The sequence below is a fragment of the Psychrobacter sp. CX10 genome (genome assembly GCF_057621575.2).
In genome coordinates, this window is sequence record NZ_CM177736.1 from 2,719,583 (window position 1) to 2,733,398 (window position 13,816).

Annotated in this window: 9 protein-coding genes; 4 read left to right on the plus strand and 5 right to left on the minus strand. The window is 43.5% G+C overall.

From position 1 onward, the window contains the following. Positions 1 to 169: 169 nt before the first annotated feature. The 3 genes from AC21OH_RS11030 to AC21OH_RS11040 all read left to right on the plus strand — a co-directional run bounded on the left by AC21OH_RS11030 (position 170) and on the right by AC21OH_RS11040 (position 2,553). Entirely contained in the window at positions 170 to 700 is a 531-nt protein-coding gene (locus tag AC21OH_RS11030; protein ID WP_491139725.1) for a hypothetical protein, read from the plus strand. A 68-nt stretch (positions 701 to 768) separates the two neighbouring features. Next, positions 769 to 1,314 carry a carboxypeptidase-like regulatory domain-containing protein gene (locus AC21OH_RS11035; protein ID WP_487369910.1) on the plus strand — a complete coding sequence of 182 codons (546 nt, stop codon included), beginning with the start codon at positions 769 to 771 and terminating at the stop codon, positions 1,312 to 1,314. Positions 1,315 to 1,398: 84 nt separating this feature from the next. Beyond that, positions 1,399 to 2,553, plus strand: coding sequence for a MalY/PatB family protein (locus AC21OH_RS11040; protein ID WP_487369909.1), 1,155 nt, complete (start codon positions 1,399 to 1,401; stop codon positions 2,551 to 2,553). 77 nt (positions 2,554 to 2,630) lie between these two features. Here AC21OH_RS11040 and AC21OH_RS11045 read toward each other — a convergent pair whose 3' ends face one another. From AC21OH_RS11045 to AC21OH_RS11060, 4 genes are all read right to left on the minus strand, one after another. Continuing rightward, positions 2,631 to 4,553 carry a BCCT family transporter gene (locus AC21OH_RS11045; RefSeq protein WP_487369908.1) on the minus strand — a complete coding sequence of 641 codons (1,923 nt, stop codon included), beginning with the start codon at positions 4,551 to 4,553 and terminating at the stop codon, positions 2,631 to 2,633. 519 nt (positions 4,554 to 5,072) lie between these two features. Continuing rightward, positions 5,073 to 6,638 (minus strand): FGGY-family carbohydrate kinase, encoded by a 1,566-nt coding sequence (locus AC21OH_RS11050; RefSeq protein ID WP_487369906.1) that lies wholly within the window; start codon positions 6,636 to 6,638, stop codon positions 5,073 to 5,075. Between the two features lie 326 nt (positions 6,639 to 6,964). Next, entirely contained in the window at positions 6,965 to 8,632 is a 1,668-nt protein-coding gene (locus AC21OH_RS11055) for a glycerol-3-phosphate dehydrogenase/oxidase (protein WP_487369904.1), read from the minus strand. Between the two features lie 243 nt (positions 8,633 to 8,875). Further along, a complete protein-coding gene (locus tag AC21OH_RS11060) occupies positions 8,876 to 10,615 on the minus strand; it encodes an FAD-binding oxidoreductase (protein WP_487369903.1) in 1,740 nt (579 codons plus the stop codon). Positions 10,616 to 11,143: 528 nt separating this feature from the next. Between AC21OH_RS11060 and guaA the strand changes: the two genes are divergently transcribed. Continuing rightward, a complete protein-coding gene (gene guaA / locus AC21OH_RS11065; protein WP_487369902.1) occupies positions 11,144 to 12,763 on the plus strand; it encodes a glutamine-hydrolyzing GMP synthase in 1,620 nt (539 codons plus the stop codon). 196 nt (positions 12,764 to 12,959) lie between these two features. Here guaA and AC21OH_RS11070 read toward each other — a convergent pair whose 3' ends face one another. Continuing rightward, a complete protein-coding gene (locus AC21OH_RS11070) occupies positions 12,960 to 13,766 on the minus strand; it encodes a tetratricopeptide repeat protein (RefSeq protein ID WP_487369900.1) in 807 nt (268 codons plus the stop codon). Between the last annotated feature and the right edge of the window lie 50 nt (positions 13,767 to 13,816).

Genomic DNA, 13,816 nt, shown 5'->3' on the forward strand with positions numbered 1-13,816 from the left:
AAACTATCTAAAAGAGCATCCCGTAATTTAGATATTATGGCCTAACCCGCAATATATATCGTTGTAAATAGATTTTGAAAATTGTTTACAGACTTTTATTATCATAAATTTATGCCTCGGTAAACAGATTATGATAAATATATTTCAAAAGTTATTCATGATTATAGCTATGTTGTCAATATCTGTCGTAACTCAAGCCATGTCAAAGCTTGATTATGGACAAGTAGATATCACGCTTAAAGACAATCAACCCTGCTTTTATTTGGCTAAGTATAATAGAGAGGTACCTGTAGAAGAGGACAAAAATAAGTTAGTTTATCTCAATGTATCCAAAGGTTCTGAGACATTCTTTTATTTAAACGATATCTATTTAGATATACCTAACAGTCCACAAACTTGTCTACCCGTATCGGCTATGGAGACTTTAACCAATGAAAAAGCCATTCTTCCTGACACCCATTATTATGTATCAATGATTTTGGGTATAGAGGATAAAGTCATCAATGGTACCAACTATTTATCAGAATTTTGTTTAACACAGACTGATAAAGGATACAAAATAGTAGAAGGCGATGTTGGAAGAGTTACGCCAAACTCAAATGAAGTGACTAACTACTGTACTGACATCCCTTTTGAAGAACAAAAAAGCTGGCTAGAACGTCTACATGCATGGCTTAAGACAATATTTAGGAGCAGATAGCTCAACGTCTAATTAATATAAACTAATAAAATACAAATTCAAATCAACCGTTGGATTAGAAGAATAACATGAAGCATAGAACGCCATATCTAATCATATGTATTATTACTCTAGCCAGCTTAACAGGATGTCAAACAAAAGTAATTTATGCAACGCCAGAAATCTTAGGGCAAGTAATCGATAAACAGACCAATCGGCCTATTAAGGGTGTAAACGTAGGTATCGACAACGAAGCTTTTGATACTACAGATGGACAGGGACGTTTTACTGTTCCGCCAGTTACTTATGAGTATACAGTCAATACGCCAAATCATCGAGAAGTCATGTCTGTAGGCGGTGCAAGCTTTTCAATAAGTAAGTTTGGCTATGAAATAAAGTCGTATGCAAACGGAGGATTAGCGTCTATACCTAAACCGTATACTGAAAAGCGCTATGTGGATATGGGCAAGGTCTATTTAAACCCTGTACCAATTGGTACAGAAAGAGAGCATAAAACCTATTATCTAACTCTAGGCTATTGCAAACCCACTGAGTCACAAAAGAAAGTCGATTGCGTAACTGTACCAGAGGGTAAGACTTATGCAGAGGTCAGTCCGAATCGGCCATTGGATTAAAGGGATAACGTGATAAATGCAAATACCTAAGACAACCATTTAAATAAAAAGAACACCCCTTACGCCAAATACGAGAACCACACCATGCAATACAATTTTGACGAAGTGATTGACCGCAGTAACACCGGCTCAATCAAGTGGCATTATGAAGATGACACCATTCCATTGTGGGTAGCGGATATGGATTTTAAGACGGCTCAGCCTATTTTGGATAGTATTCAAAAGGTGGTCGATCACGGCATATTGGGGTATACCAAACAAACGGAGGCGCTGTATGAGGCCATCATAAACTGGCACAGCAGTCGTTATGGGTTGTCGCTCACTCAAGATGAGATTTTGTTTTCACCTGGGGTGGTGCCGAGTATTGCGCTGATGCTAAATATGTTTACCGAAGTGGGCGATGCAGTACTCATCAATGATCCTATATATGCGCCTTTCGTGACCAAAACTAAGCTGAACGGTTGTCAGGCAGTTATGTCGGCGCTGGTAGAAGATCAGGGCAAATACACCTTTGATTTGGCAGATATGGAAGCCAAAATCAAACAACATAAGGTGAAGGTGTTTTTGTTGTGTAATCCCCAAAACCCTGGCGGGCGGGTATGGACGGCGGAGGAGTTAACCGCTGTTTTTGAAATCTGTAAAAAATATCATGTTGCTATTGTGAGTGATGAGATTCATCAAGATTTGACCTTAACAGGACATACGTTTACGCCCTTTTTAAATATCGCCAAAGGCTATGAGCATATGACCGTAAGTTTAACCTCGATGACCAAAACTTTTAATATCGCCGGTATTAAAGGCTCACTTATCTTTGCTAAAGATAAGGCGCTGATAAAACAGATTCATAATCATCAAAAGCTCAATGATGAATTTGAGTTAAATTTATTTGCTTATACAGTGATGCAAAGCGCTTATGAGCACGGGAGTGAGTGGCTGGAGCAAGTACTTGCGTATATTGAGAAAAATATAGAGTTAACTATTGATTATCTCGCGGCTCATTTGCCGGATATCAAGGTAATGCGTCCTGAAGCGTCGTATTTGATTTGGTTAGATTGTGCGGCGTATGGTGATGATGACAAAGCGTTATATAACCAACTAAGAGACGCCAAGGTAGATCTCAACTCAGGTATACAATATGGACAAGAAGGGCATTTAAAACTGCGTATTAACGTGGCATGTCCAGAGTCTATATTGCGTGAGGGGCTGGCTCGTTTAAAGCAAGCATTGGGCGATGCTTAGTAGACAGTGGTTAAAGCGAAAAAAAGAGGCTGGATTAATTAATCCAGCCTCTTTGCTATTTATTTTGATTAGATAACTTATGTATGGTCATCATCAAGCTTTTTAGCATGCAGCTTATCAAGCTCTTCTGCCGCTTCGGCCTCTTCATCACGAATCATATCCCCCCACTCTTCTTGTAGTGCTAACACAGAACCTTCTGGCGCATCGGAGGTTTCACCAATCTCCCATGGCGCAGTGTCTGCAAGCTCCTCAATATGAATGGTTTTGAGGTTATAATCAGGCTGATAATACAAGTCGTAACGAGCCGCTTTTATCACAGACAGCATCATCATACATAAAATTATAATCAGCGGTGCACCTGCGAATATAGAAGCCGTTTGCAGGGTTGATAAATCGCCTAAGAACATCAAAATAGCAGGCAATAGACACAGTGTAAAGGCCCAGAACAAACGGTTCCAGCGATGTGGCTCATCGTCCACTTCTACTTGTACCACCGACGCTAGAATGTATGAAATTGAGTCGAACGTGGTAGCGGTAAAGATTATCGCTAAGAAAGTAAACACAGCAACCACCGCATAGGACATAGGTAAGCTGTTCAAAATCGCAAAAATTGCCGCTGTTGCTGTCTCATTGTTTAGAATACCTACGACGTCAACTTCGCCATTCATCTGTAAATACAGACCATAATTACCAAGAATAATCATGAAAATAGCGCAGCCTAATGATCCGTAGAACATAGAACCAACAACCATATTGCGAATGGTACGACCACGAGAGATTTTGGCAATAAATAGACCAATCGTGGGCGCAAATACTAGCCACCATGCCCAGTAGAATACCGTCCAGTCTTGCGGGAAGGTGGTGTGCTCAAAGCCTAATTCTGGATAGTCTTTGAAGGGCTCGATATAAGTCATCATACGCGGCATTTCGGTTAATGAACGACCAATTGCCTCAAGCCCTGTATTTAAAATAAATACTGTCGGACCGACAATCAAAATAAATGCCAGTAAGACAACGGCTAAATAAAAGTTAATGTTAGAGAGTTTTTGAATACCGCCTTTAAGCCCTTGATAAGCACTATAAGCAAAGATCAAGGTGGTGACTAATAACACCACCAATTGCATGGTGATATTACGCGGTAGACCAAAGAGGTTGTATAAACCTTCGTTAATAAGCGGAGAGGCTAGACCTAGCGTAGTCGCGCCGCCGCCTACCATACCAAATACAAATAACACATCGAGCATCTTAGCCCAATTACTATTGGCTATTTTTTCTCCCAATAATGGCATTAACGTTTGGCTAACTTTTAACACAGGGGTTTGGCGCACATAATAAAAATAAGCAATGGCTACCGCAGGCACTAAATAAATGGCCCAAGCCACGGGTCCCCAGTGAAAAATACCGTAAGTGGTCGCCCAGCGAATGGCATCAGGTGAGCCTGGCTCTAGATGAAAAGGTGGACCTTGGTAATAATATGCCCACTCAATCAAACCCCAATACAAAATACTGGCACCAATACCCCCACAAAATAGCATCGCCGCCCACGAGCTATCAGCAAATTCGGGCGTGTCTTCAGGACGGCCTAGTTTAATCTTACCAATGTCTGAAAATATAATATAAACAACAAACATGGAAGCGATCACACCAAAGGCCAAGTAAGCCACACCAAAGTTGGTGGTAACAAAGGTACGGGCAATGTTTACCCATTCTTTACCTTGATCTGGATAGTAGATCAGCGGAATACAGATGGCAATAAGTATGAAAAGCACCATGCCGAAGGTGAATTTATCAATACTGGTATCAGGCTCATGATCAGGACGACGTTGACTCATATCCATGTCAACGCTAAAGGTACCCAAATGAGGAGGTTTGTGATGTCTTGCATTGGTTCTTATGTAGTCTGGCAAGTATTCTTGTGAGGCAGCTTTAGTATCCGCTCTTGTATCAGCATTTGGTTTAGATGGGTGACGATTGTTGTCACCGCTAGAGGTCGTCATCATTCCGCTCCTGATTTGTTAGTGGATTGGTTAGCAATTGTGAGTTTTTAATAAAACTTAATGCTGCGACGTATATTAACATAACCAAACTCTAATGGTGCAAATGGTATCAAGAGCCACAGTCATGCTGCTCATAAATGGCAAAATGCACTTATTTAGACAATGTACTTATATGGAAAATGTACTTATATGGAAAATGCGCTTATTTAGAACGTCGTCGTCTGATAAATGACATGAGGTAAAACAATAAAGTGGTGATGACACTTAGGATTAAGATATAAGACATATCGTGACCGAGATTGAGGAATCTATTAAGTAGATAGTTGATAATGGTGACGGTGATAAAAAAAATAACTAAACTAGCAATTTTCATGGTCAAACCTTGGGTTCACATTGTGTTTTAACAACAGCCTATCTCAAAATAGCCCAAATCAGCAACTTAAATCAGTCATTGATATATCAGTGACTGTTATATCGACCCCCATTATATTGACTACTATAATAAGAATTAGAGTGCGTAAGCTACTTTGCTGGGTAGCCGGTGATGTCTTGAATACTTTGATATAAGGGCTGCAACCGATCATACATTTTAAGATAGACTTCATGATATAAGCGTTTGTATAGCTCAACGTTATCCGCAATGGGTATAAATTCATCACCCAAATGCGTCATGGCGTCACAGGCAGTGGTGTAGTCAGGATAGATGCCTAAACCCACAGCGCAGTTGATGGCAGCACCTAAGCCTGAGGCCTCAAAAGTATGGGGACGATATGCTGACATGCCAAATATATCAGCGGTCAGCTGCATGGCTGCATCGCTTTGGGAGCCGCCGCCTGACACACGCAGATGCTTGATGGGCTTGCGTGTGCGTTTTTCTATCGTATCAAAGCCAAGCTTGAGCTCATAAGCTAAGCCCTCCAGTATAGCGCGGTACACATGGGCGCGGGTATGCACATCGCCAAAGCCAATCAGCGCCCCTTTGCCTTCTATACCCGGATGACGAACGCCGGGCGACCAATAGGGCTGTAACATAAGCCCCATACAACCTGCTGGAATATCTTGCACGGCTTGATCTAATAAATGCTCGGTATCAATGCCTTGCGTCTTAGCAAGCTGGCTTTCGTAATGCGCAAACTGCTCTTTAAACCAGCTCACCATCCAAAAACCGCGATATATCATGTATTCATGATTGTAGTGATTCGGCACTGCCGCTGTGTACGATGGCATATGCTTTAGCACTTCGACATAGTTAGATGAGGTGGTGTTGATGGTGGCGGTGGTGCCAAAGCTCAAGCACGCTGTGTTTTCATCAAGCCCTGCTGAGCCTAGTGCTTCACAAGCTTTGTCGCTTGCTGCGGCAATCATAGGCGTACCCTCAATAATGCCTGTGGCGTTGGTCGCGCTCGCTGAGATGTGCCCCATAAGCTGCCCTGGTTCTACTAGGTCTGGCATCTGTTTAAGCCGGCAACTAAACAGCCGCCATTTGATATTGCTTGGCTTCATCCATTTTTGAGCTTTGTAATCATAGGGCAAATAACCAAGGGCATGCCCTGTAGAATCCATAAGTTTGCCCGTTAGCTGATAGGTGAGATAAGCAGACAAATTTACATAATGCGCAGTTTTAGCCCATATCTCAGGCTCATGATGAGATAGCCAGTTGCAGCGTGCCTTTTGCTGTGCGTCTTTTACCAATTGCCCCATGCCAACGAGCTTGGTAAGCGGGTCTAGCATACCAATATCATTGGCTTTACCATGGCGCATGTCCATCCATACAATAGCAGGTCGTAGCGGCTGTTTGTTGTCATCAAGACATATCATCGTATAGCGCTGAGTAGCAAGGCTAACGCCTGCAATTTGTTCAGGGCAAATGCCACTGGTTTGCCAAAGCTGCTGGCAGGCCTCGCTAAGCGTTTTCCAGTAATACTCTGCATGTTGTTCGGCATAGCCTGGCTGCGTCGAAAAATAAGGGTCGAGGGGAATACGGGCTTTGGCAATCTCGGTACCAAATTGATCAAAAATAAGCGCTCGCACGCTTTGTGTCCCATTGTCGATGGCTAAAAAATAAATTGGGGTAGGGTGCTTGCTCATATTGAAATACCGCTCAGTCCATTGAGTGATTAAAACTACGATTATTTTCAAAACCTTCTAATACTTAAACGCTTTTTAATCCTTTAGCGTTTTAAAAATCTTCAAGGGTTTTGAATTCTACATAAGCGATCATTAACATCGTGCCGCTATAAAACCTAAACAATGAAAGCCTAAAAACAAATAGCTAGAAACAAATAGCTAGAAATAATAGCTAAAAATAAAAGCTAAAAATAAAAGCTAAAAATAAAAGCTAAAAATAAAAGCTAAAAATAAAAGCTAAAGTGTTTGAAAAGGTCATAGTTTTAGTCTTGATTTAGGTTTTAGTTTTAATTAGAAGGTAGATGATAGTAGCGCTGCCATAACTGCTGATAGCGTGTTAACTCTTGCTGCCACATCTTATCATTCCAGCCAAGCTCTTGCTGGCAAATGATTTTTAAAGTATCGACCACTTCAGGGATGATACCCCCGTTTGACAACACCAGTCCTAAACGCGTTCGGCGCAGTAACAAGTCATCTAAATGTATCACTTGCTCATAGCGCGCAGCATATCTAACCTCAGCCCAAAGCGTATTGGTATCAAAAGTATTTGTATCAAAGGTATTGGTATCCATTATGGGCACAAGCTCTTTGCTATCTGCCATGTGCAATAACGTGTCTACTTGACGCCCATAAAAGCCTTGCAAACGGCGTTGTAAATCTGGCGACAGCGTCGCAAACTTAGGATCAGTGGGAGTAGGATTGGTAAAAATAGCATCATCAATACTGGTATTGTCTATCGGCAATACCTGCTCACATATCTTGAGGACATCAAGGGCGATAAGCCGAAACGTGGTTAATTTGCCGCCGCTCACTGTCACTAGATTGTTGTCTAGCCACACACTGTGGTCGCGTTTTTCTTTACTGGGATCAACACGTTTGCCATTGCCACTGTCTGAGATGAGTGGCCGTACGCCTGCCCACGTGCTAATGACATCTTCGCGGCTTAGCTTGGCGTGGTCAAACAATCCATTCATCGCTAATAGTAAATAATCCACTTCTTCATTGGTGATGCCCACCTCTTGTTCGTCCAGTGGGGGATGGTCTAAGTCGGTGGTGCCGATCACAGTACGTTTCTCCCACGGATATACAAACAGCGCTCTTTTATCAACAGGGTGTAATAAGGTGTAGGCTTGTTTAATTGGAAGGCGGTCTTGACTGACGACCAAATGACTGCCACGAGAGGGGCGAATTTGACTTTGTATGTTGGTATCGTCAGTGGCCTCAAGACGCAAATCGTCCGCCCATGCGCCAGTTGCACTGACCACAACTTTGGCATAGACATCATAAGTATCTGTACGTCCTGCTGCATCATCAGGATGACTGGCCGTATCGACTAAGGTAGCGCCCACCACATGGCCTTGATTATTTTTTAGTAACGCGTCTGCTTTTAAATAGTTGATGGCATGGGCTCCATCATTAATGGCTTCATCTAGCACGCGCATTACCAATCGGGAATCATCTGTCACCGCATCACTAAACTGACTTGCGCCCAAAAGTTTGTCCTCTTTAATACCAGGATTTAGGGGTAAAAAGGCATTCTTTTTAAAATAGGTAAAGTAGCGTTTGCCTGCCAGCTTGTCGTAGACCCGCAGCAACGTATTAAACATCCACGGTGGCGGAAATTTGCCTTTATAGTGCGGCATCACATAGTGCATTTCATTGACCAAACCGTCTGCCTCTTTGAGCATTCGCTCACGCTCGCGCACACTATGTAGGGTAGTTTTATAATCGCCTGAGGCAATATAGCGCAGTCCGCCATGTACCATTTTACTGGAGCGACTTGACGTACCCCAAGCAAAGTCTTTTTGTTCAACCACTATGACATCCAAACCACGCTTAGCCGCCTCGCGAGCAATGCCTGCACCCGTAATACCGCCACCAATTATCAATAAATCCCAAGGTTCAGAGCGGTTAAGTGGCGCTAGAGATTGCTGACGGTGCTGGGTATGAGTCATAACTGTCTCTTTATAACGCTTAAAAATGATTACGGGGAATAGGGCATAATCTTCTATCTTAAACCCAATCCCAACTCTTGACATAGGCTGAACATTTAGCCCATCAACCATCATAAAATTTGTTATTTAGCTGGGCCAAAAGCACCGGCCTACAGCAAATGCTAATAGGTTAAGAGTAGGAAATCTTAATGAATTCTTAATTTAGAAGTTTTTTACTCAAGTAGCTTTTAATAAAGGTGCTTATTAATAAAGGTGCTTTTTAATTAATAAGGCGCCTGGGTTCATACGCTCGTCTGGATCTAAGCTGCAAATCATGTCGCGAGTCACTTGTAAGCCAAGCTCCCCTTTTTCTGCTTTTAGATACGGCGCATGGTCACGGCCCACACCATGTTGATGTGAAATAGTGGCTTTGCCATTTGCGACGCTACTGCTTGCGGCATGTTTGATCTTTTGCCACCGTTTTAAGGTTGTGGCATAATCTTTAGCCGCTCTAAAAAAGTAGGTGGTATAAAGACTCGCACCTTGTTTATAAACATGCGAGACATGGGTAAAAGCCATGACCTGTTCGCCCTCATCTATCAACGAGTCTCGAACGCCCGCCTCCATTTGCGCCATTTGCGTATCAATATCTGTCCAATTAATAGACGTTTCAAAGGTATCTACCATGATGCCTTTTTGCCACAACGTGCCGCGCAAATAAGGAAATTTAAAACGGCCATGTGCCCAGATTGAGCCCATAACATCTGTCAGCTTACCACTCACGCCATTATATTGTTTAAGCAGCTGTTTAAATTGGCTGAGAGCTAACTTGTTTTGTGCTTTGTCTCCGCTAACCCCATAGGTTAACATCACTTTATTCGAGTCAAGACCACGGGTTTTAAGGTAAGTACTTAAGGCTAGAAATTGGCTACGGGTGGTGCCTAAATGTAGATGCGCGTCCGTCTCTTTAGCATTACTTAAACGCAGCATAGATAAGGCAATGTTTTTTTGCACGGCATGTCTTAATACGGCTTGGCCCGCATCCCAACTGGGCAAAAACACCACTTTAAAGACCTCTTCCTCAGGCTGCAGCTGCACTCGCATTTTTACCTCAGTAAATATACCCACTCGCCCCTCAGTGCCCATCATCATCTCACGCAAGTCAGGACCTGCCGAAGAGGCAGGAATATCTGGTATCTCAAGGGTACCTTGCGGCGTCACTAGCGTACCACCGGCAAACATTTGCTCAATACGGCCATACCCTAAAGACTGCTGCCCACTTGAACGCGCCGCAATCCAGCCGCCGAGTGTCGACAGCTCCCACGATTGGGGATAATGACCCAAACGGTAGCCATGCGTGTCCAACTGAGCCTCTACCGTAGGGCCTTGAGCGCCAGCACCGAAGGTTGCTATTTGACTCTCAGTATCTAACTTAATGAGTCTGTCCATCAAATGCATGGTAATGGTCAGCACAGGGCGGGCGTCTTTTGGTGGGTTGATGTGTCCTGCCACCGAAGTCCCGCCACCAAAAGGAATCACAATAAGATCATGCTCACTGGCAAGCATTAATAACCTTTCAACCTCTTGGGTAGAGGTAGGTAGGGCAACCCCATCAGGAAATTGACCAAAATCACCACTGTGCATGGCTATCCAATCAGGAAAGCTTTGCCCGCGCGCATGGCGTACACGCGTCTCTTTATCTATTGTGACTATATCTAATTGTTTTACCGCATTTGGCAGGCGTGAGTCGGGTACATGGCTGATGACTTTGTTTAGGGTTACCGAGGACAGTTTTTTAGTTTTACCAATATGGGATTTGATGAGCTTAGCCCCATGCGGTGAGACTTTTTTAGTGATATTAACGTTGCCCCACCCATTCCAGCGTGTCTCTTGCATGGGCGTGTTACCGTTTTTAGCATTTGCTAAAAAATCATCAGCGTCTACAGAATTATCGTTGGGGCTGGTTTTGGCCGTATTACCAAATAAAGATGCAAGTTTGCTCATGTGATATAACCTGTCCATTTGTTATAAGTAAATCGTTAATAGGTGAATTTGATGACGCCACAATTGGTCAAGCCACGCATCTAAAACTTGCTAGGACCAAATCAAAACCATATTAAAGCTGATCCAGTATCAACTTTCAGATTTGGTATAAATTGCAACTGTCAATTCATATTACTGATAGTTTTTAATATAAGCAATATAAATAACTATTTTTTAGCAGTGATGTGTCGATCAATACTTATAGTTGCGAAACTGTATTCCACCACTGTCCTAAATAGATATTAAATGGAAAAATAACCGACAATTAATAGGCATTGTTTCAAATACAGCACCCACACTTCGGTCTAATCTTGTTAAAATAGGCGTTAAATTATGACAAGCGACGCACCACTGTTTCATACCCATATCTAGCACCTTATTTTTCAGTAGCTTATTTTTCAAAACCCTTTTTTCGTCAACCTATATGCATTACCCTATACCCATTTAATAAACCCACTTCTTAACTTGACTCTAAACTTGGACGACATCATGAGCAATTCATTGAGCAACGATGCACCCACCATCAAACAAGACCGAATTTTAATCATCGACTACGGCTCACAGTACAGTCAGCTGATAGCCCGACGCGTACGTGAAGCTGGTGTGTTTTGTGAAATGTACCCTTACGACATCGATGCAGGCCGCATCAAAGACTTCGATGCAAAGGGGATAATCTTATCTGGCGGGCCCGAAAGTGTACACGGTGACGACGCTCCACAGATTAACCAAACCGTGTTTGACCTACAGGTGCCAATACTCGGTATTTGCTACGGTATGCAAGCGATGGCAGACCACTTTGGTGGTGAGGTTCAACCGAGCGCCAAGCAAGAATTTGGTGCGGCAACCATTGAAGTGACGGGTAAAAGTCAATTGCTTGATGGACTAGATGACGACATTCATAGCGGTGAACACGTACAGCATTTGGATGTATGGATGAGTCATGGTGATAAAGTCACCCGTGCACCAGATGGCTTTGATGTGGTCGCGAATACCCCCAGTTGCCCAGTGGCAGTGATGGCGAACGAAGATAAGCATTATTATGGCATTCAGTTTCACCCCGAGGTGACTCACACTTTGCAGGGGCAAGAAATACTATCGCGCTTCGTGCACAACATTAGTGGCTGTGCTGGCGATTGGACGCCCGATAACATCATCGACATGCGAGTAGCACAGCTCAAAGAAGAAATTGGCGACAAGCAAGTATTATTAGGATTATCAGGCGGCGTCGACAGCTCCGTGGTTGCGGCGCTATTGCACAAAGCCATTGGCGACCAGCTTACCTGTGTGTTCGTGGATAACGGCTTACTGCGTCTGCACGAAGGCGATCAAGTGATGCAAGTCTTCGCAGAGAATATGGGCGTCAAAGTGGTGCGTGTCGATGCTGAAGACCGCTTCTTAGATGCCTTAGCGGGCGAGGCGGATCCTGAAGCCAAACGCAAAATCATCGGCAAGACCTTTATCGATGTCTTCGCCGATGCTGCACGTGATGTGAGTCAAGGTAGCGATGGCAAGCCTGTTGAGTTCTTGGCGCAAGGGACGATTTACCCTGATGTTATTGAATCTGCCAAGTCCCACCAAGGCAAGGCACACGTGATTAAGAGCCATCATAACGTAGGCGGATTACCTGACGATTTGGCGTTTGAATTGGTTGAGCCATTACGTGACCTGTTCAAAGATGAAGTTCGCAAGTTGGGTATTGCCTTGGGCTTACCGCACAAGATGATTTATCGTCATCCCTTCCCAGGTCCTGGACTTGGGGTGCGTATCTTGGGTGAAGTCAAAAAGGAATACGCCGATATCCTGCGTCAAGCCGATGCCATCTTTATGCAAGAGCTTGAGCGCTCTGGTTGGTATGAAAAAACGGCGCAAGCCTTTGCGGTATTTACCCCCGTCAAATCCGTTGGCGTAGTCGGTGACGGGCGTCGCTATGCGTGGGTGATTGCGCTACGTGCGGTCGAAACCGTCGACTTTATGACCGCCCGCTTTGCTCATCTGCCGTACGAACTCATCGAGACGGTCAGCAACCGCATCATGAATGAAATTGCTGACGTCTCCCGAGTCACCTATGACGTATCGAGCAAGCCGCCTGCCACGATTGAGTGGGAGTAGAGGTTGATCCAAATAGGCATTTATTGTGGTGTCAGGTTCGCTTAATGCACTTGATGTGCAATTTGCGCTCACCTTCCTTGCACTAAACCCCTATTTGATTCACCCTAGGAGGTAGGTCGGTTTAGAACTAAAAAGCACCCGATTGGGTGCTTTTTTTTGATGTCAATAGACTTCTTTCAAAATCCCTATATATAGGCTAAAAACCTCTAGTATTTTGGACTTTATATTTATCGCAACCATCTTGATCACCGTTATCACAAGCTTTGCCAAACCACTCTTTAGCAGTGTGATAACTTTGCCGTACGCCTTGACCGTTGTAGTACATCATGCCTAAATTATATTGAGCATACGCAAGACCTTGATTAGCGGCTTTGCTGTACCACTCAATAGCCTTGGCATCATCTTGCTGTACACCTTCACCTTGGTCGTACATCAAACCAAGATTATACTGAGCAGGTGCATGACCTTGATTAGCGGCTTTGATGTACCATTCTATAGCTTTGGCATAATCTTGTCGTACGCCTTCACCTTGGTAGTACATCACACCTAGATTATGTTGAGCATCCGCATCACTTTGTTTAGCGGCTTTGCTGTACCATTCAAATGCCTTGGTATAATCTTGCCGTACACCTTGACCATTGTCGTACATATAGCCCAAATTTAACTGAGCTTTAGAAACACCTTGGTTGGCCGCTTTATTGTACCACGCAACGGCCTTGGTATAATCCTGTCGAACACCTTGGCCTTTTCTATACATTTGACCTAGATTAAATTGAGCATCCGCATCACCTTGGTTAGCGGCTTTGTTGTACCACTCAATAGCCTTGGTATAATCTTGCCGTACGCCTAGACCGTTGTCATACATCACACCTAGATTATATTGAGCAGATGCATCACCTTGATTGGCCAACTCCTGTGTTTCCGAAAAATTTATAGCCATTGCTGACAGTGACAACAACGCAGCTGCAAACAGAACCCCGAACCGACGTTTAAATCCTTTCAAATTATCCTCCCGCTAATCCTAAATTTTGTAATTATAAACTTTATCAGTCA

Coding starts and splice junctions, on each gene's coding strand:
- AC21OH_RS11030 (WP_491139725.1), top strand. CDS start 170: ATGTTGTCAATATCTGTCGTAACTCAAGCCATGTCAAAGCTTGATTAT.
- AC21OH_RS11035 (WP_487369910.1), top strand. CDS start 769: ATGAAGCATAGAACGCCATATCTAATCATATGTATTATTACTCTAGCC.
- AC21OH_RS11040 (WP_487369909.1), top strand. CDS start 1,399: ATGCAATACAATTTTGACGAAGTGATTGACCGCAGTAACACCGGCTCA.
- AC21OH_RS11045 (WP_487369908.1), bottom strand. CDS start 4,553: ATGATGACGACCTCTAGCGGTGACAACAATCGTCACCCATCTAAACCA.
- AC21OH_RS11050 (WP_487369906.1), bottom strand. CDS start 6,638: ATGAGCAAGCACCCTACCCCAATTTATTTTTTAGCCATCGACAATGGG.
- AC21OH_RS11055 (WP_487369904.1), bottom strand. CDS start 8,632: ATGACTCATACCCAGCACCGTCAGCAATCTCTAGCGCCACTTAACCGC.
- AC21OH_RS11060 (WP_487369903.1), bottom strand. CDS start 10,615: ATGAGCAAACTTGCATCTTTATTTGGTAATACGGCCAAAACCAGCCCC.
- guaA (WP_487369902.1), top strand. CDS start 11,144: ATGAGCAATTCATTGAGCAACGATGCACCCACCATCAAACAAGACCGA.